Raw genomic sequence first — 24,991 nt, 5'->3', positions numbered from 1 at the left:
CTTGCAGTAGTGTCTGTCGGCATGGTCCCCCGGCCGGGGGACAGCGTGCGATACAGCGAAGTATCCGAATCAGGAGAGACGATGACGTACTCGACCACCACACGACGCCGGCGACTCGTCGCCGGGGCTGTCGCCGGGCTGCTCGCGGCAACCGCCGTGCCCCTCGGTGCAGCTCACGCAGCGACGCCCGCCAGCCCCGCCGAGAACCTCACGGCGACGTTCGTCGCGGCACTTCCCGACGGCAGCTCCCCCATCGTCGTCGACGGCGTGCGGGACGCGGGTTACCCTGCCGACGCCGCAGCGATCGACAACGCGAAGAACGGGGCGGCGACGGCGGACGTCGTGAGCGCCACCTCCGGACAGCTCCGCGCCACGTGGGACGGGCGTGTGCTGTATCTGCTCGTCGAGGTCGCGGACGGCACCCCTTCGTACAACGCGACCCTGCCCGAATGGGGCGGCAGCAGCGCAACCGACTTCGACGGCGTCGAGTTCGCCCTCGACTTCTGGAACGACAAGCTCGACAAGTTCGAAGACGACGACGGCCTGTTCACCGTCTCGCGGGACGGGAAGCTCAGCTATGTCCCCAACGCCGGCGTCGTGAACCACAGCTCGGTGCACGCCTTCACCGGGAACCGCGAGTACAGCAACCGCATCCGCGACTTCGCGGTGACCGACGGCCCCACGGGATACACCGTCGAGCTCGCCCTCGAGATCCAGGGGGCGCCCCTCGTCAACGGAACCAGCTTCGGGATCGAGACGATGATCGGCGACTCCCCGGCCGACGGCTCGGCTCGGGATGCCCGCGTCTACTGGAGCCATTCCGACAACGGCTACCCCGCGAGCAGCCAGGACCATCCGATGGACTGGGGCAACGTGATCCTCGGCGGCTGGGACGGGAATGCGGCCTTCGCCTTCGACGACTGGGATCTGCGCAACCAGCTGCGCTGGGCCGAATCCAGCTCGCTCGTCAAGGGCGTCTGGTCGGCCGACTCCCAGGCCGCCCTCGACGCAGCGCTCGCGAACGGTCACGCGGTGCTCGACGCCGAGACCGCGACCGATGCCGAGGCGCAGGCGCGCGTGGATGCCGCCGCCGCCCAGCTGCGGCAGGCGATCGCGGGCCTGCGCTGGGTCGACGACCGGTATCCGGACCCCATGGACCTTCCTGAGCAGCTGACCCTCCCCGACCCCTGGACCTTCTTCGACGGCAGCGCGGTCGCCTCGCCGGCCGACTGGTGGGGTGAGGACGGACGTCGTGCGGAGCTGCTCGACCTCGCCCAGTTCTACGAGTACGGCTACAAGCCGGGCGCGCCCGATGCGTTCAGCATCACGGGGATCACCGAGGTGCCGGCGAACCCCGGCTGGTGCTTCCCGGGGTGGGGCTGCATCATCCCGCCGTCGCCGGCGCATCCCGGGATCGAGGTCTCGATCAGCTATGGCGGGGTGACCGCGCCGATGACGTTCGACCTGTACCTGCCGAGCGATGAGGAACGGACCGCGTCCGGGCATGAGGGTCCGGTCCCCGTGGTGCTGAGCTTCGGCGGGTACATCCCCGAGTACACGGCGGCGGGCTTCGCCGTGCTCAACGTGCCGACCTCGGTCACGACCGACGATCGGAACAGCCCGTGGGGCACCCGTGCGGGCACGTTCCGTACCTTCTTCCCGTACACGCGTGATGGCGACCCCGACGAGATCAGCAACGAGATGGCGGCCGCCTGGGGTGCCTCGCGCGCCATCGACGCGCTCGAGCTCGCGGTCGCGGACGGTCTCGATCTCGCCGGGGCCGGAACCGCGGATTCGCTGGTGTCGGCGGACGACCTCGCGGTCACGGGCTTCTCGATCAACGGGAAGTACGCGTTCGTGTCGGGCGTCTTCGACGACCGGATCGATGTGACGATGCCGAGCGCCGCCGGCTCGACCGGGCCCGCCCCGTATCGGTACGCCTCGACCGAGGTGCACGACTACGCGTGGGGCAGCTCGTCGGGTTCCGAGGTCATGGGCGACACGATCCGTCACAACCCCGGGCGCACGACCGAGCTGTTCCGGCGGTTCCTCGAGCCGTTCCACTTCTACGAGCGGGTCGACGGCGCGCACGGCTACGGCCTTCGCCTGCCGTACGACCAGAACGACCTGGTGGCGACCCTGGCGCCGCGCGCGATCGTCGTCAACCACACGCTCGACGACTACGCCGACAACTCGGAGGGGGATGCCCTGAGCCTCACGGTGGCGAAACTCACCTACGAGTGGCTCGGCTATGACGGCGACGACCTCGTGAAGTACAACTACCGCGACAGCGGTGGTCACGGTGAGGATGCGACGCACCGCGCGCGTGCGAGCGAGTACCTCGACCACTACTTCTACGGATCCACCATGACGCCCGAGGTGGCGACCGCGCTTTCGACGGATCCCTTCCTCGCGGATGGCGCCTACGATCGCTACTTCGGTGGGCTCGAGACGATCGCCCCGTGGATGCACTCGCGTGACATCTCGATGGAGGTCGCGCTCGACCCCGTCGCGATCATCGCCGGGGAGTCCGGAGCGGTCGACGTGTCCGTGACGGGGGCGAACCTCGCCGACCGCGAACTCACGGCGACCCTCCTCGACGGGGAAGACGAGATCGCGAGCGTGCCGCTCGAGGCGGACCCCTCGGGCACCTGGAAGGGGCGGTTCGCCCTCGACCCGGTGCCTGCCGCGGGCGAGTACCTCGTGCGGGTGACGGTCGCTGGACAGGATGCGACGGCCGAGGCGACGCTCACGGTGCGGGATGCGCCCACCGAGGAGCAGCTGGGCGCCGGGCCGCGGGACGAGATCTCGGGCCCCGCCTCCGCGGCACCGGGTGACACGATCACGGTGCACGTCGGAGCGAGCCACGCCGGCCAGGCCGTCGAGGCATGGCTGTTCTCGACGCCCCGCTTGATCGGTCGCGCGACCGTGGGCGCGGCTGGGACGATCGCCGTCACGATTCCCGACGACGTCGAGACCGGCTCGCATCGACTCGCCGTGCTGGCCGCCGACGGGACCGTGATCGGGTGGTACTCCATCGAGATCCGCCTGGCGGCCGACCCGTCGGCCGCGCTGGGCGCGACGGGAGCGGATGTGGCCTCCACCTGGTGGATCGCGGTGATCCTGCTCGCGGCGGGCGCGGGCGGGGTCGGGTTCTCGCTCGTCCGTCGCCGTCGGCAGCCGGTCGCATAGCACCCGGTCGGCCCCGCATCCGCGTCCGGGATGCGGGGCCGACCGCGCGCGCCGACGCCTCAGAGGTCGAGGAAGTCGCTTCGATCAGCACGAAGTGTTGCGCGGCACGGTCGTGGTGCCGGTGAACGGCACCCCGAACCGCGTGCTCACGCCGATGCCCGCGGCGACCCGACCGTCCCGCGCTCGACGAGTCGCACGCCGAGTGACACCGGCGCGCGCGGGCCTTCGCCCTTCTCGATTTCGTCGAGGATGATGCGCGCCGCCTCCGCCACCTTCGCCGGCATGTCCTGGGCGATCGTCGTGAGCCCCGGGGAGGTGTAGGCGCTGATGTCGAGATCGTCGAAGCCGACGATCGAGACGTCGTCGGGGACGCGGACGCCCGACTCCGCGAGACCGGCCATGATGCCGATCGCGAGCACGTCGGCGGTCGCGAAGACGCCCGTGACCTCGGGGTGGTCCCGGCGCAGCCGCCTCCCGAGCTCGCGGCCGTCTTCGAAGGTTGTGAGCACGCGCTCGGACCCGATCGCGTCGTGCGGGATGCCCGCCGCGAGGCAGGCCGAGCGGAAGCCCTCGAAGCGCTGCCCGACGACGCCCATACCCTCGTAGGGCGGTCCCGCGAAGAGCACGTGCCGATGGCCGGCATCCATGAGGAGGGCGCCCGCGATCCAGCCACCACGGTGGTCGTCGGTGCGCACGCCGATCGTGCGGGGGTTCGCAGAGTAGCTGTCGAGCGCGACGAGCGGCACGCCGTCGATGCGGATGCGGTCGATCTCGGCGTCCGTGAACTCGACGAGGATCGCGCCGTCGAGCGACCAGCCGCGGATCGCCTGCCCGATCTCGCCCTCGTGCTCGATGCCGCGCAGCAGCACGTGGTAGCCGTGGTGGCGCAGGTGCTGCTCGATGCCGCCGATAACGGCGACGGTGTGCGGGCTCACGAGCAGGCTGTTGTTCTCGCCGACCGGGACGAGCGCGCCGACGATGTGGGAGCGGGACGCCGCGAGACTGCGTGCCGGGATGTTCGGCACGTAGCCCAGCCGGTCGGCGATCTCCTGCACGCGGGCGATGGTCTGCTGCGAGACGCGGGCGCGCTTGCCGTTCATGACGTTCGACACGGTCATGACGCTGACGCCTGCCGCCTCCGCGATGTCGCTCAGCTTGACGGTCATCCGCGCACCTCCGCGACTCATCCTAGGAGCACTCTTGACGGCGCTCGCGGCCGAGGTCTAGCGTTCCACCTGATTTATCGCTAAATCATCCCCCGATCAAAGGAGATCGCATTGTCGACCCGTGTCACCGGCATCCCCCGGTTCATCTCCGCGGCCGCCGTCGCCGCGCTCGCGGCCTCGGTGCTCGCCGTCGCCTCACCGGCCGCCGCCGACGACGCCCTCGAATACGAGGCGGAGGACGCCGCCCTGTTCGGCGGCGCCGGCATCAACTCCGACCACCTGGGTTACTCCGGAACCGGCTTCGTCGACGGCTTCGTCATCGATCATCAGGGCACGGCCGGGGTCACCTTCACGGTCGACGTTCCCGAGGAGGGCGAGTACGGCCTCAACCTCCGCTACGCGAACGGGCTCGGCACCGACATGACGCTCTCGCAGGTGATCGGCGACGAAGACCGCCAGATCACCCTTCCCTCCGCGGTGGGGGCGGGTTGGAGCCAGTGGTTCGTCCACCAGGAGACCGTGCAGCTTCCGGCGGGGGAGCAGGAGATCACGTTCCGCTTCGACGCCGACGACACGGGCAACGTCAACCTCGACGCGATCGCACTCACGACGGTCGGCGACCTCGGCACCCCCGGTGGCGGCGCGACCGATCCCGGCGAGGTGCCCGGCGCCGGACCCGACACGCGGTGGGATGACGTGACGAGGTCCCTCGCCACCCGTTCGGCACCGCGTGGGGGGGAGGTCTACGAGGCGGAGGACGCCTTCTCGGCGAACGGCGCCGTGAACGCCGACGGCGGTATCGACCTCGCGGCAGATCGCGCACGGCTCGTCGTCACGACCTTCGCGCGCGACGCCCGCGCGCAGCTCGTCACCATCCGCTACCGCAACACGGGACCGGATGCCGCGCGCCTCGTGCTCGGGACGGACGGTCTCCCGCTCGGCACCGTGACGCTGCCACGCGGCAGCGGCTGGCGCGAGCTCGCCGTGTCGATTCCGCTGCGTGCGGGCCTCGGCACCCTCGAGCTGCGTCGTACCGGCGACGCCCGCACCGGGGCGCTCGTGGTCGACGCCGTGCGGCTGCAGCGCGGTGAGGCTCCCGCCGAGCGCGGCGCGACCCTGGGCGTCAGCTCCTACGAGGCCGAGCAGGGGCTCACGAGCGGCGAGGTCCTCGCCGAGAGCCGTGCCTTCCACGACCTCGCCGCCGAGGCATCCGGTCGGCAGGCGGTCGTGCTCTCGGATCGCGGCGACGACGTGGCCTGGACCCTGCGGGAGCCGGCCGACGCCCTCGTGCTGCGTGCCTCGATCCCCGACACCGCGGACGGCGCGGGTCAGTACGGCACGCTCGCGCTGTACGCGGGAACCCGGAAGGTCGCCGACGTTCCGGTCACGAGCCGCTACTCCTGGGTCTACGGCGCCTACCCCTACGGCAATGACCCCGCCCAGGGCGGCGCCCAGCGCTTCTTCGACGAGACGCGGGTGGCCTTCGCGAAGCTGCCGGCGGGCACGACCCTGCGGCTCGTGAAGACCGCGGCATCCGGCTCGATCGACTACACCGTCGACCTCGTCGAGACCGAGCTGCGCGCGGCCGCGTTCACGAGGCCCGCCGGCTATCTCGACGTGCGCGACTACGGCGCGACCGCAGGCGACGGGGCCGACGACACCGGCGCGATCCAGGCGGCCGTCGACGCCGCATCCGCCGCCGGAACCGGCGTCTGGGTGCCGAAGGGCACCTTCACTCTCACGGGGCTCGTGCGCCTCGCCGACGTCGCGATCCGCGGTGCCGGTCCCTGGTACTCGGTGCTCGAGGGACGTTCGGGCAAGGGTGGGCTGTACGGCATGGGCACGGGCGTGACGATCGCCGATCTCATGATCGCGGGCGACAACCGCCACCGTGACGACCGGACCGCCGACTCCGGCATCGCCGGCACCTTCGGGCAGGGCTCGCTCGTGCAGAACGTCTGGATCGAGCACACCAAGACCGGTCTCTGGGTCGACCCGGGAACCGACGGCTTCCTCGCGACCGGGCTCCGCGTCCGCGACAGCTACGCCGACGGCGTGCACCTGCACGGCGCGGTCACGGATGCGCGGGTCGAGCAGTCGAGCGTGCGCAACACGGGCGACGACGGCATGGCGATGTGGTCGGCGGGCGGGGCCGTCACACGCGGCGTGTTCGCGCACAACACGGTGCAGTCGCCCCTGCTCGGCAACGGGGCCGCGATCTACGGAGGCGACTCCAACCGGATCTCCGACTCGGTGATCAGCGACACCCTCACCGCCTCGGCGGGCATCGCCGTGAGCACGCGGTTCAACCCCGTGCCCTTCTCGGGCACGACGGTCGTCTCGGGTAACGACATCTTCCGCGGCGGAGGCTGGGAGCCCAACTGGAGCACCTCGTTCGGCGGCATCTGGGTGTTCGCCGACACGAGCCACATCACGACGCCCGTCGTCGTCGAGCGCACGCGGATCGTCGATTCCAGCTACGAGGGCATCCTCGTGAGCGGCAGCCACTGGGTCAACGACCTGCGGGTGAGCGAGGTGATCATCGAGGGCACCGGCTCGTATGCGGTGGCGGCGCGCGTCGGGGGCGACCACCGCTTCCGCGACGTGCGCGTCTCCGGTGTCACGGAGCCCGCCGACGCCCGCAACCACCTGTGGGGCACCTTCATCGACGAGGGCGGCAACACGGGCCTGCTCGCGGCGGAGACCGCGACGTGCTCGGTCTCGGTGCGCGCGATCCCGACCGTCGCGGGGCGCTACGTCGCGACCGTGACGCTCCGCAACGCGGGCACGGCGGCGCTTCCCGCGAGCTCGCTGTCGTGGCACGCGGGCAGCGGCGAGTCGGCGCTGCTGGGGCTCGGCGCGAGCGTGTCGCAGAACGGCACGCGCGTCGAGGCCGAGCTGGGGGATGCGACGTTGCGGGCGGGCAGGAGCCTGACGTTCCTCGTCTACGGCACCGCGAACGCGAAGCGCATCGCCGAACCCGATGCCTTCACCCTCGACGGCGTGCGCTGCAGGGGGTGAGCGGGGCGCCGGCCCCGCGTGCTCAGCGCGGGGCCGGCGCGGCGGTCGTCGCGCGGTCGATGACGACGACGCCGACGGTGAGCGCGGATGCCGAGGCGGTTCCGAAGAGCGCGTCGGCGGCGAGCCGCGAGCGCCGGGCCGGGTCGCCCGTCACGCTCGTGATGCGCGGCCCCGCGGGGGAGGGGAGCCCGTCCGCGAAGCACACCACCGAGACGTCCTCCGGCACGCGGGAGCCACGGAGGACGAGGCCCCCGACGAGGCCCGCGGCGGAGGTCTCGTCGGCGAGCAGCACCGCGCTCGTGTCGTGAGGGGTCCGGGCGAGGCGCGCGGCGAGCCGGGCGCCGTCCGCGGGTCCGTAGCTCGACAGCTCGAGGAACCGCATCCGCAGGCCCGCGTCGGCGAGCGCGCCCTCGAATCCGCGGCGTCTCTCGTCGGCGGGGCGTGAGCGCCCCGCCCGCGGCCCCGCGAAGGCGATGCGCCGGTGGCCGAGCGAGAGCAGGTGGCGTGCCGCCGCCCGCCCGCCGTCGTCGTCGTCGGAGCGCACGATGGGAAACCACGGATCGTGCGCGTAGCTGTCGATCGCCACCACGGGGAGATCGAGCGGGGGCAGGCCCTCGAGCAGTTCGTCGTCGAAGCCGAGCAGCACGGCGCCCGCGAGCTCGTCGCCGGCGGAGCGGAGCACCTCCAGGGGGTTCCCGGATGCGATGCGCACGCCGTGTCCGTACCCGCCCGCGTGGACGCGGAGGCGACTCGCGAAGTCGTGGACGGCGCCCGCCGTGCGTCGCGGTCCGGATGCCGGGGTGATCACGGCGACGTCGCCGGAGGCTCCCATCCGCGCCCCTCCTCTCGAGAGTTGACATCCGCATTCGGGTCGAATATCTTCGCTTCATACAAGGTATATCGCTAAACCTTCCCGCGGACAAGGGGGCCGCACACGCATGGTCGATGGGGATCGCGGGCAGACGCCCGGCACGGCGCACGAGGAGCGCACCGGAGCGAGCCGGGGGAGCGCGCTGGTCGAGCCGTGGTGGCGGGATGCCGTGATCTACCAGATCTACCCGCGCAGCTTCGCGGACGGGAACGGCGACGGCACGGGCGACCTCGCGGGCGTGCGCGAGCACCTGCCGTACCTGGTCGAGCTCGGGGTCGACGCGATCTGGTTCACCCCCTGGTACGCGAGCCCCCTCGCCGACGGCGGCTACGACGTCGCCGACTACCGCGTCATCGACCCCGCCTTCGGCACGCTCGCCGAAGCCGAGCAGCTCATCACGGAGGCGCTCGGCCTCGGCATCCGCACGATCATCGACGTCGTCCCCAACCACGTCTCCGACCGACACGTCTGGTTCCAGGCGGCCCTCGCCGCGGGGCCCGGCTCGCCGGAGCGCGAGCGCTTCTGGTTCCGGCCCGGCGGCGGTCCCGCCGGTGACGAGCTGCCCACCGACTGGGTCTCGAGCTTCGGCGGCGACACCTGGACGCGGACGACGAACCCGGACGGCACCCCGGGGGAGTGGTACCTGCACCTGTTCTCGGCTGAACAGCCCGACCTCAACTGGGACCACCCGGACGTGCGGCGCGAGCACGAGGACATCCTGAGGTTCTGGTTCGACCGCGGGGTCGCGGGCATCCGCATCGACTCGGCCGCCTTCCTCGTGAAGGACGCGGCGCTCCCCTCGCTCGCGACGGCGGCACCCGGAGAGCACCCGCACATGGACCGCGACGAGCTGCACGACATCTACCGATCGTGGCGCTCCATCGCCGACGCGTACGAGGAGCCGCGCGTGCTCGTCGGCGAGGTCTGGCTCGACGACCCCAAGCGCTTCGCCGCCTACCTGCGCCCCGACGAGATGCATGCGGCGTTCAACTTCGACTTCATGACCCAGCCCTGGGACGCGGTGCGGATGCGCGCCTCGATCGAGCGCACGCTCCGCGAGCACGCGCCGGTCGGCGCCCCCGCGACGTGGGTGCTGTCCAATCACGACGTCACGCGTCCCGTCACGCGCTACGGCCGCGAGGACTCGGGCTTCGCCTTCGAGCGCAAGCGCTTCGGCACGCCGAGCGACCTCGAGCTCGGCACCCGACGGGCACGCGCCGCGGCGCTGCTCGTCGCGGCACTCCCCGGCTGCCTCTACATCTACCAGGGAGACGAGCTCGGCCTCCCCGAGGTGGAGTTGCCCGTCGAGGTGCTTCAGGACCCCATGCACTTCCGCTCCCGGGGCGTCGACCCGGGGCGGGACGGATGCCGGGTGCCGCTCCCCTGGGCGGGCGACGCCGCACCCTACGGATTCGGTACCGGTCCCGACCACCGCACCTGGCTTCCTCAGCCGTCCGATTGGGCACCCCTCACGGTCGCGGCCGAGGCCGCCGACCCCGACTCGATGCTGTCGCTGTACCGGTCGGCGCTCGCCGAACGTCGTTCGCGGCACGAGCTCCGCCTCGGGGAGCTCTCCTGGTTCGAGCTCGGCGCGGAGGCCATCGCTTTCCGCCGCGGCGAGTCCCTGCTGAACGTCACCAACCTCGGCAGCACCCCTCTCGCCCTGCCCCCGCATCGCGAGCTCATCCTCGGCAGTGCCGCCCTCGAGGACGGCCTCCTGCCCCCCGACTCCACCGTGTGGTTGACCCTCTGACCCCGCGGTACCGGAGAGGCGTCGCACCCGACGCGCCACAATCGACACAGCACGAAAGGACCAGACAATGAAGTCGAACACCCAGCGGTTCGGCGTCGCGGGCATCGCCCTGCTGTCGGCGAGCGCCCTGCTCGCCGGATGCGGGACGAGCTCCGAGCCCGCCGACGGCAAGGTGACCATCACGGTGTCCATCGACGCCGGCCTCGAGCAGGAGGCGCGCGACAACTTCGATGCGCGCGTCGCCGTCTTCGAGAAGGCGCACCCCGACATCACCGTCGAGGCCCAGGAGTACACCTGGACCGCGACCACCTTCACGGCCGATCTCGCGGGCGGCACGCTGCCCGACGTGTTCACCATCCCCTTCACCGACGGCCGCGGACTCATCGCGGGCGGTCAGCTCGCCGACATCAGCCAGTACGTCGCCGAGCTGCCCTACGCCGACCAGTTCAACCCGAACGTCGCGCAGGCCGGCCAGGCGGAGGACGGCGGCCAGTGGGCCATCCCGATCGCCGCCTACGGCCAGGGTCTGCACTACAACCGCACCCTCTTCGAGGCCGCGGGGCTCGACCCCGACGCCCCGCCCGCGACGTGGGACGAGGTGCGCGAGTACGCGAAGAAGATCTCGGATGCCACGGGCGAGGCGGGCTACGCCACCATGACCTCGAGCAACACCGGCGGCTGGATCCTCACGACCCTCGTGAACGCCTTCGGCGGTCGCACCGAGAACGCCGACGCGACCGCGCCGACCGTCGACTCCGAGGCTGTCGCGGAGGTGCTGCAGTATCTCCACGACCTCCGCTGGGACGACGACTCCATGGGAGCGAACTTCCTGTACGACTGGGGCACCATCAACCAGGACTTCGCTGCCGGCCGCATCGGCATGTACGTCTCGGGCGGCGGCAACTACGGCAACCTCGTGACCCAGAACGCCCTCAACCCGGACGACTACGGTCTCGCGGTGCTCCCGCTGCAGGGGGATGACCCCGGTCTGCTCGGCGGCGGCACGCTCGCCGCCGTCAGCCCCAAGGCCTCGGCCGCGGAGCAGCGGGCGTCCGTCGACTGGATCGACTTCTACTACCTCGCCAAGCTCGTCGACGAGGACACGGTCGTCGAGACCGCGAAGCTGGCCGCCTCGCTCGACCAGCCGGTCGGCGCCCCCGAGCTGCCGGTGTTCGGTCAGGAGCAGTTCGCGCAGTACCAGTCGTGGATCGCACCCTACGTGAACGTTCCCGTCGACCAGATGGCGCCCTACACCGACGCGATCTTCGACCAGCCGCTCATCGCGGAGCCGCGCGTCGCGACGCAGGATGTGTACGCGCTCCTCGACACGGTCGTGCAGGCCGTGCTCACGGATCAGAACGCCGACATCGCGAAGCTCCTCGCCGACGCCCAGACGCAGGCCGAGGCGCTCTACGCGAAGGCCGCGCAGTAACAACCACCCCCGGGGCGCCGACTCGGGCGCCCCGGGGTCCACCCGAACGGAACCCGGATGTCCCAGCTCTCGCCGACGAGGTCGGCCCCACCCGCGCCCGCCGCCGTCGACGCGGTCGCCCACGCGCGCACCCGCCGACCCGGCCGCGGCATCCGCGGCTGGGTCGGCGGCGACGGACCACACATCATCGTCTTCCTGCTGCCGCTGCTGTTCAGCTTCGGGCTGTTCTCCTGGTGGCCAATCGTCCGCGCGGTCGTCATGTCGTTCCAGAAGACGAACCTCGTGAGCGCGCCGGAATGGGTGGGGCTGCAGAACTTCGTCAACGTGCTGCAGGATCCGCTGCTCGGCACCGCCGTCGTCAACACGCTCTACTTCGCCCTGCTCGCGCTCCTCATGGGCTACCCGCTGCCGCTCATCGCCGCCGTGCTGATGAGCGAGGTGCGTCGGGCGCGCGGACTGTACAGCGCCCTCGCCTACCTCCCGGTCATCGTGCCTCCGGTCGTCGGCGCTCTCCTGTGGAAGTTCTTCTACGACGGATCGCCCACGGGCGTCTTCAACGTCATCCTCGGCTGGTTCGGCATCCCACCCCAGAACTGGCTCTCGGATCAGTCCCTCGTGATGCCGTCGCTCGTGCTCTTCGCGACGTGGTCCGCGGCCGGGGGCACGATCATCATCTACCTCGCCGCGCTCGTCTCGGTACCGCCCGAGCTCTACGATGCGGCCGAGGTCGACGGTGCGAGCATCTGGCGCAAGATCTGGCACATCACCCTGCCGCACCTGCGCGGCGTGCTGCTCATCACCTTCATCCTGCAGATCATCGGCACGGCGCAGGTGTTCCTCGAGCCCTACCTCTTCACGGGCGGCGGCCCCGCGAACTCCACCACGACGATCCTGCTGCTCATCTACAAGTACGCGTTCCAGAACAGCCTGGGCGGGGACTACGGGGCCGCGACCGCGCTCAGCATCATGCTCGCGATCGTGCTCGCCGTGTTCTCGCGCCTGTACTTCCGCCTCACCCGCAACTGGAGCACCTCATGACGGCCATCGGCTCGCGGGTCGCCCGCACCCGGCGTCGGGCCGACGCCGAGCAGAAGGATCGCGGCATCATCTCGGCGGCCGACTGGCGCCGGCGCCGCACGCGGGTTGCCACGCGGCTCAGTCACGGCATCCTGCTCGCCTCGCTTGTGATCGTGGGCCTCGGTCCCATCCTGTGGCTCGCGAAGTCGGCCGTCACCCCGACCCAGGACACCCTGCGGCAGCCGCTCGCGCTGTGGCCGAACGGGATCGACTGGTCCAACCTCGCGGAGGCGTGGTCGCGCGTCGAGATCGACCGCTACTTCCTCAACACGGTCGTCATCGCGGCGGGTGTCTGGTTCGCGCAGCTCGTCGTCGCGACGACGGCCGGGTACGCGCTCTCGGTGCTGCGCCCGCGGTACGGACGCTTCGTGGTGAGCCTCGTGCTCGCGACGCTGCTCGTGCCGAACATCGTGCTGCTCGTGCCGCTCTACCTCACGATCGTCGATCCGCCGTTGCTCGGGACCTCGCTCATCAACTCGTTCTGGGCGATCTGGCTTCCGGCGGGGGCGAACGCGTTCAACGTGCTGCTCGTCATGCGGTTCTTCGACTCGCTGCCGCGCGAGGTCTTCGAGGCGGCGCGGATGGACGGGGCAGGCCCCTACCGGCTGTTCTGGTCGATCGTCGTGCCGATGTCGCGGCCCATCATCGGCGTCGTCTCGGTGTTCGCGATCATCGGGGCCTGGAAGGACTTCCTCTGGCCGCTGCTCGTGCTGAAGAACCCGGATCTCCAGCCGCTGTCGGTGCGGCTGCCGCAGCTGCAGCCGTTCATCGAGCTCGACGTGTTCCTCGCGGCGCTCGCGATCTCGACCGTCATCCCGATCGCGCTGTTCCTGGTCTTCCAGCGTCTCTTCCTCAACGGCGCGGGCCTCGGGGGTGCGCTCAAGGGCTGAGCGCACCCCGCTTGACGGATGGCGGCATCCGGACCTATGGTGACTGAACACCGCATGAAACGATTCAGAATCTGTTCAGGTGGTGTGCACCCTCCCGCACCATCCGGAAGAGACGACGATGTCCGAAACCCCCGACGCGCCCGCGCAGCCCGATGCGCCCGCGGTGCTCGAGCTCAGCCGCATCGCCAAGGCGTTCGGCGCCGTGGTGGCGCTCACCAACGGCACCCTGCGCCTCGAGCGCGGCAGCATCCACGCCCTCGTCGGCGAGAACGGCGCAGGCAAGTCCACCCTCGTCAAGATCGTCGCCGGGCTGTACCAGCGCGACGCCGGCGAGTTCCGGCTCGAGGGTGACAGCGTCGACTTCACGAGCACCGCCCAGGCGAAGGATGCCGGCATCGCCGTCATCTACCAGGAGCCCACCCTGTTCCCCGACCTCTCGGTCACCGAGAACCTCTTCATGGGGCGCCAGCCGCGCGGCGCCCTCGGCGTCATCGACCGCCGCGCCATGCGGGCCGAGGCGCTCGAGCTCTTCGAGCGACTCGGCGTGCGGATCGACCCCGACCGCCCCACCCTCGGCCTCTCGATCGCCGACCAGCAGATCATCGAGATCGCGAAGGCCATCTCGCTCGACGCCCGCGTGCTCATCATGGACGAGCCCACCGCCGCCCTCTCCGGCGTCGAGGTCGAGCGGCTGTTCGCGGTCGCCCGCGGGCTGCGGGACGAGGGTCGCGCCATCCTGTTCATCTCGCACCGCTTCGACGAGGTCTTCGCGCTGTGCGACACCGTCACCGTCATGCGCGACGGTGCCTACATCGCCACGAGCCCCATCGGCGACACCACCGTCGCCGAGATCGTGCGCCAGATGGTGGGCCGCGACGTCACCACCCTCTTCCCCAAGCAGGAGGTGCCGATCGGCGACGTCGTGCTCGAGGTCGAGCACCTCACCCAGCCGGGCGTCTTCACGGATGTCAGCTTCGTCGCGCGCGCCGGCGAGATCGTCGCGCTCGCCGGGCTCGTCGGCGCCGGCCGCAGCGAGATCGCTCGCGCCGTCTTCGGGGTCGACCCGTACGCATCCGGCACCGTCACGGTCGCCGGGCGCGCACTGCCGCGCCACTCGCCCGCCGCCGCCATGCGCGCCGGCATCGCCCTCGTGCCCGAGGACCGCCGCCAGCAGGGCCTCGTGCTCTCCTCGAGCGTCGCGCGCAACGCGACCCTCGCCATCCGCCGCCAGCTCGCCCGCCTCGGGCTCATCACCAACGCCGCCGAGAACGCGAGCGCGCGCATCTGGGCGAGCCGGCTCGAGGTCAAGACCGCCTCGCTCGACACCGAGGTGGGCACCCTCTCGGGCGGCAACCAGCAGAAGGTCGTGCTCGGCAAGTGGCTCGCCACCGACCCGAAGGTGCTGTTCGTCGACGAGCCCACCCGCGGCATCGACGTCGGCACCAAGGCCGAGGTGCACCGGCTGCTCTCCGAGCTCGCCGGACAGGGCATGGCCGTCGTCATGATCTCCTCCGAGCTGCCCGAGGTGCTCGGGATGGCGGATCGCGTGCTCGTCGTGCACGAGGGGCGGATCACGGCCGACATCCCGCGCGAGGAGGCGACCGCCGAATCCGTCATGTTCGCCGCCACCCACACCGCGGGGGAGGCCGCATGAGCCGCCTCGCCCACCTGCTCAAGGCGCGCGAGACCGGCATCGCGCTCGCGCTCGTGCTCGTCGTCGTCGCGACGACCGTCAAGAACCCGGCGTTCCTGTTCTCGAGCGACGGATGGCGCGACCTGCTGCTGACGCCGTCGATCCTCATGCTCGTCGCCGTCGGGCAGGCGATCGTCATCATCACGCGCAACGTCGACCTCTCGGTCGGCTCCGTCGTGGGGCTGAGCGCCTACCTCACCGGCCGCGTCTTCATCGACCTGCCCGGCATCCCGTGGCCGCTCGTCTTCGTCATCGGGCTCGTCTTCGGTGGGCTGCTCGGGCTCGTCAACGGCGCCCTCGTCGCCTTCGCCAAGGTGCCCGCGCTCGTCATCACCCTCGGAACGCTCTACGTCTACCGCGGCATCAACGTCATGTGGACCGGCTCCGACCGCATCAACTCCTCCGACATGCCGCGCGAGTTCCTCGCCCTCGGCACGAGCTCGTTCCTGTTCGTGCCGTGGCTCACGATCATCGCGCTCATCGTGCTCGTGGCGGCCGGATGGTTCCTGCGCACCCAGCGGGCGGGCCGTGAGCTGTACGCGATCGGCTCCGACCCCGCGGCCGCCCACCTCTACGGTCTGCGGGTGACGCAGCGCGTGCTCGCCGCCTTCGTCGTGTGCGGGGCGCTCGCGGGACTCGCGGGCGTGCTCTACGCGGCCCGCTACGGCACCGTCAACTCGCAGGCCGGCTCCGGCTGGGAGCTGGATGCCGTGGGCGCGGCCGTCATCGGCGGCGTCGCCATCTTCGGCGGCTCGGGCACCGTGTGGGGTGCCGCGATCGGCGCCTACCTGCTGCTGACCATCAACCGCGCCCTCCCCGTCATCGGGGTGCAGGACTTCTGGCAGCGCGCCGTCGTCGGCGTGCTCATCCTGGGCGCGATCGTGCTCGACCGCGTGCTCGCGGTCAGACAGAGCCGCCGGCTCACGGAGGCGAGGAACCGATGACGACGACCGACGCATCCGCACCCGCCCGGGTGTACCGCGACTACGCCCACCCGCTCTGGCGGCGCCTGCTGTTCACGCGCGAGGCGGCCATCGTGGTGCTGCTCGTGCTCGTGTACGCGGTGGCGGCCGCGAGCGTGCGCAACTTCGCCGCCCCCATCACGATCACCTACCTGCTGCTCGACGTCGCCGCGATCCTGTTCATCGCGCTGCCGATGACGCTCGTCATCATCACGGGCGAGATCGACCTGTCGGTCGCAAGCATCGTGGGGCTCTCGTCGGTGACCCTCGGCACGCTGCACCAGGCGGGGCTGCCGATCGAGGCGGCCGGCACGGTGGCGATCCTCGTGGGCGTCGTCGCCGGCGCGATCAACGGGTTCTTCATCACGGTCGTGGGGCTGCCGTCCCTCGCCGTCACGATCGGCACGCTCGCGCTGTTCCGCGGGCTCGCGGTCGGGCTGCTCGGCACGACCGCGGTCACCGACTTCACCGAGTTCTGGACGGACCTGGCGAAGTCCAAGATCCCCGGCACCCCGATCCCGAGCGTCATGATCGTCTTCGTCGTGCTCGCGATCGCGTTCGCGGTGCTGCTGCACTTCACCCCGTTCGGGCGCGGCATCTTCGCGATCGGGCTCTCGAGCGAGGCCGCCCGCTTCTCGGGCGTCAAGGTCGAGCAGACCAAGTTCATCCTCTTCGTGCTGAGCGGCGCGGTCTCCGCGCTCGCCGGCATCTACTACACGCTGCGCTTCGGCAGCGCCCGCGGCGACAACGCCACCGGGCTCGAGCTGAGCGTCATCGCGGCCGTGCTGCTCGGCGGCGTGTCGATCTTCGGAGGCCGCGGCAACATCCTCGGCGTCATCGCGGGCGTGCTGCTCATCGGCATCCTGGGCAGCGCGCTGCGCCTCGCCAACGTCACGAGCGACGTCATCAACATCATCACGGGAGCGCTGCTCGTCGCCTCCGTGGTGTCCACGAGCGTCCTGGCTTGGGTCCACCGCAAACGGATCGGAGCAGGCATCAAGAAGGGGCCCCCGGCACCTGCGCAGGACTGAGGACCCCCCCACGTCGATGCAATCACATCGGCACCAGCAAAGAGGAGAGAAACAATGACGTTTGGAACCAAGCGCGCGGGCGCTCTGACGGCCCTCGCCGTCACCGTCGCGCTCGTGGCGACCGGGTGTGCGGCGTCGGATGACGGAGGCTCCGGCGGTGGGGGAGACGGCGGCGACAACCTCGCCATCACCTTCCTGCCCAAGAACCTCGGCAACCCGTACTTCGACACCTCGTCGGCGGGCGGCAAGGAGGCGGTCGAGTCGTTCGACGGCACCTTCGCGGAGGTCGGCCCGACCGAGGCCGCGCCGGATGCCCAGGTCAGCTTCATCAACACGCTCACCCAGCAGGGCGTGGGCGGCATCGTCGTCTCGGCGAACGACCCGGAGGCCATCTGCGACGCCCTCAACGAGGCGCGCGACGCGGGCATCAAGGTCGTCACCTTCGACTCCGACACCAACCCCGACTGCCGCGACCTGTTCATCAACCAGGCCACCGCGGAGGGCATCGCCAAGGTGCAGGTCGACCTCATCGCCGACCAGATCGGCGGCGCGGGCGAGATCGCGATCCTGTCGGCCACGGCCAACGCGACCAACCAGAACGCCTGGATCGACCTCATGAAGGACTACCTGGCATCCGACTACCCGGACATCACGCTCGTCGACACCGTCTACGGCGACGACGACGACCAGACCTCCTTCGACAAGACGGCGGCCCTGCTGCAGACCTACCCCGAGCTGAAGGGCATCATCTCGCCCACGACGGTCGGCATCTCGGCCGCGGCGCGCTACCTGTCGACCTCGGAGTTCAAGGGCAAGGTCGCGCTGACCGGCCTCGGCACCCCGAACCAGATGCGCGACTTCGTCGAGGACGGCACCGTCACGGCGTTCGCGCTGTGGAACCCGTCGGACCTCGGCTACCTCGCCGCGTTCGCCGCGAAGGCGCTCATCACGGGCGAGATCACCGGCGCCAAGGGCGACACCTTCGAGGCCGGCAAGCTCGGCAGCTTCGAGGTGGGCGACGGCGGCACCGTGCTGCTCGGCGACCCGTACGTGTTCGACGCCGACAACATCGGGGACTTCGACTTCTGAGTCGAGCCCTCGCGGGCCCGGTCGGTCGCCGCCGGCCGGGCCCACCCATCTCACCCGGAGGACATGATGGTCGTCAGCATCCGTGACGTGGCCCGCGAGGCCGGCGTCTCGGTGGGCACGGTGTCGAACGTCCTCAACAAGCCCGACGAGGTGTCCGCCGACTCGATCGCGCGCGTGCAGAGCGCGATCGACAAGCTCGGCTACATCCGCAACGACGCGGCGCGTCGGCTGCGGGCGGGCGTCAGCTCGACCGTCGGCTTCATCGTGCTCGACGGGCGCAACCCCTTCATCAACGAGGTGGTGCGCGGCGCGGAGGACGAGGCATCCCGGCACGGCATCGCCATCCTGGTCGGCAACACCGACGAGGACCCGGCGCGCGAGGAGATGTACCTCGACCTGTTCGCCGAGCAGCAGGTGCGCGGCGTGCTCATCTCGCCGTATGGCGACATCACGCGGCGCCTGCAGCGGCTGCGCGAGCGCGAGGTGCCGGTCGTGCTCGTCGACCGGATGAACCCCGAGGGGCGCTTCAGCGCCGTCGCCACCGACTCCGTCTCGGGCGGGCGGATGGCCGCCGAGCACCTGCTCGCGCAGGGGCGGCGGCGGCTCGCCTTCGTCGGCGGGCCGTTCGACATGCGCCAGGCACGCGACCGGCTCGACGGCGCCCGCTGGGCGGTCGAGAACTCCGACGCCGGGGCGACGCTCGAGGTGGTGACGACGACGGCGCTCTCCGTCGAGGAGGGGATCGCGGCGGGGCGTCGCATCATGGACCGGCAGCCGGCGCAGCGCCCGGATGCGGTGTTCGCGGGCAACGACCTCGTCGCCCTCGGCCTCCTGCAGTCGCTCTCCACGGGCGGCTCGCTCCTCGTGCCCCAGCAGATCGCGCTCATCGGCTTCGACGACATCTCCTTCGCAGCGGCCGCCGCCGTGCCGATCTCCTCGATGCGTCAGCCGGCGCGGGCGATCGGCCAGACCGCCCTCCGCATCCTGCTCGAGGAGGCGGCGGACGCGACCCTCATCCCGCGCCAGACCGTGTTCCGGCCCGAGCTCGTGGCGCGCGCCTCGAGCGGCTGAGCCGCCTCACCCGGGGATCTGCGGTTCAGCGGGCGAAGGTGAGGTGGATGGTGCCGCTCTCGGCGGTCTCGCTCGTCACCGTGTAGCCCGCCTCGAGGCCGCGCAGCCCGTCCCAGAGGCGGATGCCGCGGCCGAGCAGGATCGGCGCGATCGCGACGTGCAGACGGTCGACGAGCCCTGCGGCGAGGAAGGGGCGGATGGTCGTGGGGCCGCCGCCGATGCGCACGTCGCCGCCTCCGGCGGCATCCGTCGCGCTCGCGAGCGCCTCCTCTGGGGTCGCGTCGAGGAAGTGGAAGGCGGTGCCGTTCGCGAACTCGATGCTCTCCCGGGGAATATGGGTCAGCACGAAGACCGGGCAGTGGAAGGGCGGCTCCTCGCCCCACCAGCCGCGCCAGTCGGGGTCGTCGGCGTGGTCGTGCAGGCCGAACATGCCGGCGCCCATGATCTCGGCCGCGACGTCCTCGAAGTAGGCGGCGGCGTAGCGGTCGTCGACGCCCGTCGTGCCCTCGCCGCTCGTGTCGTGCAGCACGCGCTCGCGGAAGGTGCGGGTGCCGACGTAGGCGGCGGTGAGTCGCCCCCAGTCCTGGCCGAAGGGATTCTCGGGGGTCTGATCCGTCGTCGTCGCGAAGCCGTCGAGCGAGATGTTGAGGTCCACGCGCACTGCCACATCCGCGAGAGTACGTACTTTTGGGGCGTTCCGGGCGCAAGATCGCCCAAAAGTGCGTACTTTCGGGGACTCAGTTCAGGCGGGCGAGCTGGTCCTCGAGGTGGAAGACCTCGGGCAGCTGCGGGGCGCCCTGGTCGGGGCGGGTGCCGGGGAGGGACTCGAAGAAGTCGGCGGCCTCGGCCTCCCACGCCGCGGTGCGCGGGTCGGCGGCGAGCGCGGCGGCGGATGCCGTGTCGTCGTCGGTCTCGTAGTAGCCGATGAGCAGGCCGTCGCCCCGCAGGAAGAGCGAGTAGTTGCGGCGTCCGGCATCCGCGATCGCCTGCAGCATCTCGGGCCACACCGCGCGGTGCCGCTCGACGTACTCCGCCATCCGCTCGGGTCTCACCTGCAGCTGGAAGCACACCCGCGGCACGGGATCAGGCCCCCCAGCCCGCCTGGGCGCCGCCGACGCGGCCCTCGACGATCGAGGCGGCGTAGCCGGAGGCGGCGTAGGCGGCCATCGGGTCGGCCGGCAGCCCCTTCGCCTCGCGGTAGGCGGCGAGGCCGGGGCGCACATCCGTCTGGAACGCGTCCATGAGGATGCCGTTCGCCGCGAGCACGTCGCCCGCGAGCTGGGCCGCGGCGAGGGCCTCGCGGTCGACGAGCAGCGCGCGCGCCGTCATCTCCTGGACGTTCAGCACGCTGCGGATCTGGCCGGGGATCTTGTCCTCGATGTTGTGGCACTGGTCGAGCATGAAGGCGACGCCCGAGTCGCGCCCGTAGCCGCCGCCCCGCACGACCTCCGTGAGGATGCGGAACAGCTGGAACGGGTCGGCCGCACCCACGATGAGGTCGTCATCCGCGTAGAAGCGCGAGTTGAAGTCGAAGGAGCCGAGCCTGCCGAGGCGCAGCAGCTGCATGACGATGAACTCGATGTTGGTGCCGGGGGCGTGGTGGCCGGTGTCGAGGCACACCATCGCGCGCTCGCCGAGCGCCGCCACCTGCACGTAGCTGGTGCCCCAGTCGGGCACGTCGGTGTGGTAGAACGCGGGCTCGAAGAACTTGTACTCGAGCACGAGGCGCTGCTCGGGGCCGATCCGGTCGTAGATCTTCTGCAGCGAGTCGGCGAGGCGGTCCTGCCGACCGCGCATGTCGTCCTGGCCGGGGTAGTTGCTGCCGTCGGCGAGCCAGATCTTGAGGTCGCGGCTGCCGGTGGCGCCCATGATGTCGATGCACTCGTAGTGGTGGTCGATCGCCTTCTGGCGGATGCGGGGGTCCGAGTGGGTGACGGAGCCGAGCTTGTAGTCGTCGTCCTGGAAGGTGTTCGAGTTGATGGTGCCGAGGGCGACGCCGTGGTCTTCGGCGTGCTTGGCGAGGTCGGCGTAGTCGTCGACCTTGTCCCACGGGATGTGCAGGGCGACGGTCGGCGCGAGTCCGGTGAAGCGGTGCACCTGGGCGGCGTCGGCGATCTTCTCGTACGGGTCGCGCGGCACGCCGGGCTGCGCGAAGACCTTGAAGCGGGTGCCGGAGTTGCCGAAGGCCCAGGAGGGCAGTTCGATGGCCTGCTCGTCGAGGAGGGGTGCGATCGGGGTGAGGTCGGTCATGCGTGTTCCTGCGGTCTCGTCGTTGAAACGATTCATCGTCAGGGCTACAGTAGGCGTCACCGCGAAGGCCGTCAAGTCATCCGCTAGGGTTTCGACGACCTGGCGCGGACGACCGGAAGGGGAGCGGATGGCGGTCTCGATCCGCGACGTCGCCGAGCGCGCCGGAGTCTCCGTCGGCACCGTCTCGAACGTGCTCAACCGCCCCGACCGGGTCTCGGATGCCGTCGTCGACCGCGTGCACGACGCGATCCGCGCGCTCGGCTACGTGCGCAACGACGCGGCACGCCAGCTGCGCGCCGGGCGCTCGAGCTCGGTCGGGCTCGTCGTGCTCGACGCGCGCAACCCCTTCTTCACCGACATCGCCCGCGGCGCCGAGGACGAGGCCGCCGAGCACGGCGTGGCCGTGCTGCTCGGCGACAGCGACGAGAACACGGCGCGCGAGGCCGCCTACCTCGACCTCTTCGAGGAGCAGCGCGTGCGCGGCGTGCTCGTCTCGCCGCTCGGCGACCTCCGCGAGCGGCTCGAACGACTGCGCGCGAACGGCACCCCCGTCGTGCTCGTCGACCGCAAGGCCGAGGGCGAGGCGCTCAGCTCGGTGTCGGTCGACGACGTCGCGGGCGGGCGCACGGCCGTCGCCCACCTGCTCGCGGGCGGCCGGCGCCGCATCGCGTTCGTGGCGGGGCCGCTCGCCATCCGCCAGGTCTCCGACCGCCTCGCGGGCGCGCGGGAGGCCGTCGACGCCGTGCCGGGCGCCACGATCGAGGTGCTCGAGGGCACGGCGCTCTCGGTGCTCGAGGGGCGCCGGATGGGCGAGGCGCTCGTCGCGCGGCCCGCCGCCGAGCGCCCGGATGCCGTGTTCGCGGCGAACGACCTGCTCGCCGTGGGGCTGCTGCAGGCGCTCGTGATGCGCGGGCAGGTACGGGTGCCCGACGACGTCGCGATCGTCGGCTTCGACGACATCGACTTCGCCCAGGCCACCGTCGTGCCGCTCAGCTCGATCCGGCAGCCGAGCCGGCTCATCGGGCAGACGGCCCTGCGCATCCTGCTCGAGGAGGCCGACGACCCCGAGCTCGCCCCGCGTCAGGTGGTCTTCCAGCCCGAGCTCGTGGTGCGCGACTCGAGCGCGCCCGCCTGAGCCCGCGCAGCATCCCCTCGCCACGACGGGGGCCGGGCGGCATGATGGTGCCATGAGCGACACCACCACGCCCTCGCCCGCGGAACCCCAGCCCGCGAAGCCCGCTCCGGCCGAGGCCGCGAAGCCCGCCCTCGCGAAGTCCGCCGCCGCGAAGCCCGTCGCGCCGAAGAAGGCCGCCGACGACCCGGCAGCCGTGGCCCGTCGCGCCCGACGCGGCACCGTCATCGCGGGCGCGTTCACCCTGCCGATGGTGACGCTCGGCGTGATCCTGCTCGCCGTGCCGCTCGCCGTCTGGTATCTCAGCACCGTCATCCGCACCCTCGTCGTCGTGGTCGCCAACATCGTGAGCGGCAGCGGCGCCGCGAAGGACGCCAACACGACCCTCGGCGAGATCGACCCCGCCGCGCTCGGCGGCGTCACGCTGGGCTTCGCGATCGTGGGCGCCGTGTTCGTGGTGGCGGGCGTGCTCGTGAGCTTCTTCGTGCTGCGCGCGCACCGGGTGAACCGCCCCGGCTACGTCACGGGCTTCGGCCTCGCGGTGGGTCTCGTGATCGCGAGCCTGCTGACGGCGACGGTCGGCGCGCTCACGGGCCTCATCTTCGGCTCGGCCCGCACGGTGGGGGAGGTGCTCGGCAACGCGGCGCTCTCGATCGCGCTCACCACGCTCGGCTCGGTGGCCGTCACGATCGCGACCGGCGTCGTCGTCTGGTTGTGGATGGGCCGCATCTTCGCCACGGCCGCCGAGCCCGCCGCTTCCGCCTCCCGTGCCGCTGATCGGTCGGTTTCTGGCCTCAAACCGCCGGTTTGAGGCCAGAAACCGACCGGTCAGCGAGGGGGGAGTGGGGGCTGACGCCTCAGTCCGAGACGCGGTGGGTCTCAAGGAACTCGTACAGTTCGCGGTCGTCGACGCCCGGGTAGGTGCCGGATGGCAGGGGGCTGAAGATGTGCGCGTGCACCTTCGCGCTCGTCCAGGCCTTGCCCGCCCAGCGTGAGGCGAGCTCCGACGGCGGGCGCTTGCAGCACGCGGCATCCGGGCAGCGGGAGGTCTCGCGGCGCGTCGACTCGCGCCCGCGGAACCACTTCGACTCGACGAACGGCACCCCGACGGTGATCGAGAACTCCTCCGTGGCGCTCGTTCCGGTCTGGCTCGACTCGTAGAAGGTGCCCTCGGGGGTGTCGGTGTACTGGTAGAACTCGGTCGTGCGGTTGGTGCGCGCGAACGCCGTGCGCGCCGCCCAGTAGCGGCACACGATCTGCCCCTCGACGCCGCCCGTGACATCCGTCGGCAGCCGCAGCCCGTCGTTCTCGTAGGCCTTCGCGATGGCGCCGCCGTCGTCGACGCGCATGAAGTGCACGCGCATGTCGAGGTGCGCGGTCGCGAGGTTCGTGAAGCGCAGCGCGGCGGCCTCGTGGGTGACCCCGAAGGCGTCGCGGAAGTCCTCGATCGCGATGTCGCGGTCGGTCTTCGCCTGGCGCAGGAACCGCACGGCGTGGCTGCGCGGCATGAGGCAGGCGGCCGCGAAGTAGTTGATCTCGAGCCGCTGCCGCAGGAACTCGGCGTAGTCGCGCGGCGGGTGGTGCTCGAGCAGGCGGTGGGCGATCGCCTGCAGCGCCATCGAGCGCAGCCCGTGGCCGCCCGGGATGGATGCCGGCGGCAGGTAGATGCGCCCGTTCTCGAGGTCGGTCACCGAGCGGGCGGAGTGCGGCAGGTCGCCCACGTGCACGAGCTCGAAGCCGAGGCGCTTGGCGACCACCGCGACCTGGCGGTGGGTCATGGCGCCGCCCTCGTAGCCTGCGTCGGCCATGACGCGCTCGGCGAGCTCCTCGATCTCGGGGATGTGGTTGTCGGCCTCGCGCATCCGGGCGCGCAGCTCGGTGTTGGCGCGGCGGGCCTCCTCGGGGGTGGCGATCTTCTCGCGCGAGCGGCGGTCGAGCTCGCGGTGCAGGCCCACGAGCGTCTCGAGCACCTCGTCGGGCATCGTGCGCCCGGGTCGCAGCGCGGGGAGCCCGAGCTCCGCGTAGAGGGCGCCCGTCTGCGCGCGCTCGAGCTCGATCTCGAGGGCGGCGCGCGCGGAGGGCGGGGCGTCGTCGAGCAGCTCGCCGACGGGGATGCCGAGGCGGTCGGCGATCGCCGAGAGCAGCGAGAGGCGCGGCTCGCGCTTGCCGTTCTCCATGAGGGAGAGCTGGCTCGCGGAGACGCCGACGGCGCCGCCGAGGTCGCCGAGGGTGAGGCCGGCGGCGCTGCGGAAGTGACGCATCCGCTGGCCGAGGGTCGAGAGATCGGGCATGAATGCACGCTACGTCAATTTCAGCGGAAATTTCCACTATCGGCGCCGAATCAAGCCGTGATCGTGCGCG

Annotated in this window: 19 protein-coding genes; 13 read left to right on the top strand and 6 right to left on the bottom strand. The window is 71.2% G+C overall.

Going from position 1 to position 24,991, the window contains the following annotated elements:
- Window positions 1-81: 81 nt before the first annotated feature.
- On the top strand, window positions 82-3,192 hold the full coding sequence (locus tag D7I47_RS03105) for a glucuronyl esterase domain-containing protein (protein WP_170154357.1): 3,111 nt from the start codon (window positions 82-84) through the stop codon (window positions 3,190-3,192).
- Window positions 3,193-3,338: 146 nt separating this feature from the next.
- Here the strand turns inward: D7I47_RS03105 and D7I47_RS03100 are convergent, their stop codons facing one another.
- Window positions 3,339-4,358 (bottom strand): LacI family DNA-binding transcriptional regulator, encoded by a 1,020-nt coding sequence (locus D7I47_RS03100; protein WP_120761689.1) that lies wholly within the window; start codon window positions 4,356-4,358, stop codon window positions 3,339-3,341.
- Between the two features lie 111 nt (window positions 4,359-4,469).
- Between D7I47_RS03100 and D7I47_RS03095 the strand changes: the two genes are divergently transcribed.
- Window positions 4,470-7,379 carry a right-handed parallel beta-helix repeat-containing protein gene (locus D7I47_RS03095; protein ID WP_120761688.1) on the top strand — a complete coding sequence of 970 codons (2,910 nt, stop codon included), beginning with the start codon at window positions 4,470-4,472 and terminating at the stop codon, window positions 7,377-7,379.
- Between the two features lie 22 nt (window positions 7,380-7,401).
- On the opposite strand, the gene D7I47_RS03090 is transcribed toward D7I47_RS03095, so the two are convergent.
- Window positions 7,402-8,211, bottom strand: coding sequence for a substrate-binding domain-containing protein (locus D7I47_RS03090; protein WP_120761687.1), 810 nt, complete (start codon window positions 8,209-8,211; stop codon window positions 7,402-7,404).
- Window positions 8,212-8,317: 106 nt separating this feature from the next.
- Between D7I47_RS03090 and D7I47_RS03085 the strand changes: the two genes are divergently transcribed.
- From D7I47_RS03085 to D7I47_RS03045, 9 genes are all read left to right on the top strand, one after another.
- Window positions 8,318-10,003 (top strand): glycoside hydrolase family 13 protein, encoded by a 1,686-nt coding sequence (locus D7I47_RS03085; protein ID WP_120761686.1) that lies wholly within the window; start codon window positions 8,318-8,320, stop codon window positions 10,001-10,003.
- A 67-nt stretch (window positions 10,004-10,070) separates the two neighbouring features.
- Window positions 10,071-11,435 carry an extracellular solute-binding protein gene (locus D7I47_RS03080; RefSeq protein WP_120761685.1) on the top strand — a complete coding sequence of 455 codons (1,365 nt, stop codon included), beginning with the start codon at window positions 10,071-10,073 and terminating at the stop codon, window positions 11,433-11,435.
- Between the two features lie 57 nt (window positions 11,436-11,492).
- A complete protein-coding gene (locus tag D7I47_RS03075) occupies window positions 11,493-12,473 on the top strand; it encodes a carbohydrate ABC transporter permease (protein ID WP_120761684.1) in 981 nt (326 codons plus the stop codon).
- Window positions 12,470-13,402, top strand: a complete 933-nt coding sequence (locus D7I47_RS03070) for a carbohydrate ABC transporter permease (RefSeq protein WP_120761683.1) — start codon at window positions 12,470-12,472, stop codon at window positions 13,400-13,402. The genes D7I47_RS03075 and D7I47_RS03070 overlap by 4 nt, the downstream gene beginning before the upstream one ends.
- 118 nt (window positions 13,403-13,520) lie before the next feature.
- Window positions 13,521-15,056 (top strand): sugar ABC transporter ATP-binding protein, encoded by a 1,536-nt coding sequence (locus D7I47_RS03065; RefSeq protein ID WP_120763783.1) that lies wholly within the window; start codon window positions 13,521-13,523, stop codon window positions 15,054-15,056.
- The gene (locus D7I47_RS03060) at window positions 15,053-16,039 is read left to right on the top strand and encodes an ABC transporter permease (RefSeq protein ID WP_120761682.1); all 987 of its coding nucleotides are present in this window, start codon (window positions 15,053-15,055) and stop codon (window positions 16,037-16,039) included. The genes D7I47_RS03065 and D7I47_RS03060 overlap by 4 nt, the downstream gene beginning before the upstream one ends.
- On the top strand, window positions 16,036-17,088 hold the full coding sequence (locus D7I47_RS03055; RefSeq protein WP_120761681.1) for an ABC transporter permease: 1,053 nt from the start codon (window positions 16,036-16,038) through the stop codon (window positions 17,086-17,088). The genes D7I47_RS03060 and D7I47_RS03055 overlap by 4 nt, the downstream gene beginning before the upstream one ends.
- Before the next feature lie 54 nt (window positions 17,089-17,142).
- The gene (gene rhaS, locus D7I47_RS03050; protein WP_120761680.1) at window positions 17,143-18,177 is read left to right on the top strand and encodes a rhamnose ABC transporter substrate-binding protein; all 1,035 of its coding nucleotides are present in this window, start codon (window positions 17,143-17,145) and stop codon (window positions 18,175-18,177) included.
- A gap of 66 nt (window positions 18,178-18,243) precedes the next feature.
- Window positions 18,244-19,248: a LacI family DNA-binding transcriptional regulator gene (locus D7I47_RS03045; protein ID WP_193726471.1), complete on the top strand. Its 1,005-nt coding sequence runs from the start codon at window positions 18,244-18,246 to the stop codon at window positions 19,246-19,248.
- Between the two features lie 25 nt (window positions 19,249-19,273).
- On the opposite strand, the gene D7I47_RS03040 is transcribed toward D7I47_RS03045, so the two are convergent.
- From D7I47_RS03040 to rhaI, 3 genes are all read right to left on the bottom strand, one after another.
- Window positions 19,274-19,915, bottom strand: coding sequence for a dihydrofolate reductase family protein (locus tag D7I47_RS03040; protein ID WP_120761679.1), 642 nt, complete (start codon window positions 19,913-19,915; stop codon window positions 19,274-19,276).
- A 70-nt stretch (window positions 19,916-19,985) separates the two neighbouring features.
- Entirely contained in the window at window positions 19,986-20,285 is a 300-nt protein-coding gene (locus D7I47_RS03035) for an L-rhamnose mutarotase (RefSeq protein WP_405083446.1), read from the bottom strand.
- 46 nt (window positions 20,286-20,331) lie between these two features.
- Complete coding sequence (gene rhaI / locus D7I47_RS03030; RefSeq protein WP_120761677.1) at window positions 20,332-21,498, bottom strand: L-rhamnose isomerase; 1,167 nt, start codon at window positions 21,496-21,498, stop codon at window positions 20,332-20,334.
- 127 nt (window positions 21,499-21,625) lie between these two features.
- Between rhaI and D7I47_RS03025 the strand changes: the two genes are divergently transcribed.
- Together D7I47_RS03025 and D7I47_RS03020 are read left to right on the top strand one after the other, a co-directional pair.
- Complete coding sequence (locus tag D7I47_RS03025) at window positions 21,626-22,633, top strand: LacI family DNA-binding transcriptional regulator (protein WP_193726450.1); 1,008 nt, start codon at window positions 21,626-21,628, stop codon at window positions 22,631-22,633.
- Window positions 22,634-22,685: 52 nt separating this feature from the next.
- Window positions 22,686-23,441, top strand: a complete 756-nt coding sequence (locus tag D7I47_RS03020; protein ID WP_120761676.1) for a hypothetical protein — start codon at window positions 22,686-22,688, stop codon at window positions 23,439-23,441.
- 46 nt (window positions 23,442-23,487) lie between these two features.
- Here D7I47_RS03020 and D7I47_RS03015 read toward each other — a convergent pair whose 3' ends face one another.
- A complete protein-coding gene (locus D7I47_RS03015) occupies window positions 23,488-24,921 on the bottom strand; it encodes a helix-turn-helix transcriptional regulator (protein WP_120761675.1) in 1,434 nt (477 codons plus the stop codon).
- Window positions 24,922-24,991: the final 70 nt, after the last annotated feature.

This window comes from Protaetiibacter intestinalis (genome assembly GCF_003627075.1).
In the GTDB taxonomy this organism is placed as follows: Bacteria; Actinomycetota; Actinomycetes; order Actinomycetales; family Microbacteriaceae; genus Homoserinibacter; species Homoserinibacter intestinalis.
Note: the sequence above shows the minus strand (reverse complement) of the source record. Positions and strands in the feature narration are given on the sequence as shown.

Excerpts from the sequence above, each read along its gene's own strand:
- D7I47_RS03105 (WP_170154357.1), top strand. The coding sequence starts at position 82 with ATGACGTACTCGACCACCACACGACGCCGGCGACTCGTCGCCGGGGCT.
- D7I47_RS03100 (WP_120761689.1), bottom strand. The coding sequence starts at position 4,358 with ATGACCGTCAAGCTGAGCGACATCGCGGAGGCGGCAGGCGTCAGCGTC.
- D7I47_RS03090 (WP_120761687.1), bottom strand. The coding sequence starts at position 8,211 with ATGGGAGCCTCCGGCGACGTCGCCGTGATCACCCCGGCATCCGGACCG.
- D7I47_RS03085 (WP_120761686.1), top strand. The coding sequence starts at position 8,318 with ATGGTCGATGGGGATCGCGGGCAGACGCCCGGCACGGCGCACGAGGAG.
- D7I47_RS03080 (WP_120761685.1), top strand. The coding sequence starts at position 10,071 with ATGAAGTCGAACACCCAGCGGTTCGGCGTCGCGGGCATCGCCCTGCTG.
- D7I47_RS03075 (WP_120761684.1), top strand. The coding sequence starts at position 11,493 with ATGTCCCAGCTCTCGCCGACGAGGTCGGCCCCACCCGCGCCCGCCGCC.
- D7I47_RS03070 (WP_120761683.1), top strand. The coding sequence starts at position 12,470 with ATGACGGCCATCGGCTCGCGGGTCGCCCGCACCCGGCGTCGGGCCGAC.
- D7I47_RS03065 (WP_120763783.1), top strand. The coding sequence starts at position 13,521 with ATGTCCGAAACCCCCGACGCGCCCGCGCAGCCCGATGCGCCCGCGGTG.
- D7I47_RS03060 (WP_120761682.1), top strand. The coding sequence starts at position 15,053 with ATGAGCCGCCTCGCCCACCTGCTCAAGGCGCGCGAGACCGGCATCGCG.
- D7I47_RS03055 (WP_120761681.1), top strand. The coding sequence starts at position 16,036 with ATGACGACGACCGACGCATCCGCACCCGCCCGGGTGTACCGCGACTAC.
- rhaS (WP_120761680.1), top strand. The coding sequence starts at position 17,143 with ATGACGTTTGGAACCAAGCGCGCGGGCGCTCTGACGGCCCTCGCCGTC.
- D7I47_RS03045 (WP_193726471.1), top strand. The coding sequence starts at position 18,244 with ATGGTCGTCAGCATCCGTGACGTGGCCCGCGAGGCCGGCGTCTCGGTG.
- D7I47_RS03035 (WP_405083446.1), bottom strand. The coding sequence starts at position 20,285 with ATGGCGGAGTACGTCGAGCGGCACCGCGCGGTGTGGCCCGAGATGCTG.
- rhaI (WP_120761677.1), bottom strand. The coding sequence starts at position 21,498 with ATGACCGACCTCACCCCGATCGCACCCCTCCTCGACGAGCAGGCCATC.
- D7I47_RS03025 (WP_193726450.1), top strand. The coding sequence starts at position 21,626 with ATGGCGGTCTCGATCCGCGACGTCGCCGAGCGCGCCGGAGTCTCCGTC.
- D7I47_RS03020 (WP_120761676.1), top strand. The coding sequence starts at position 22,686 with ATGAGCGACACCACCACGCCCTCGCCCGCGGAACCCCAGCCCGCGAAG.
- D7I47_RS03015 (WP_120761675.1), bottom strand. The coding sequence starts at position 24,921 with ATGCCCGATCTCTCGACCCTCGGCCAGCGGATGCGTCACTTCCGCAGC.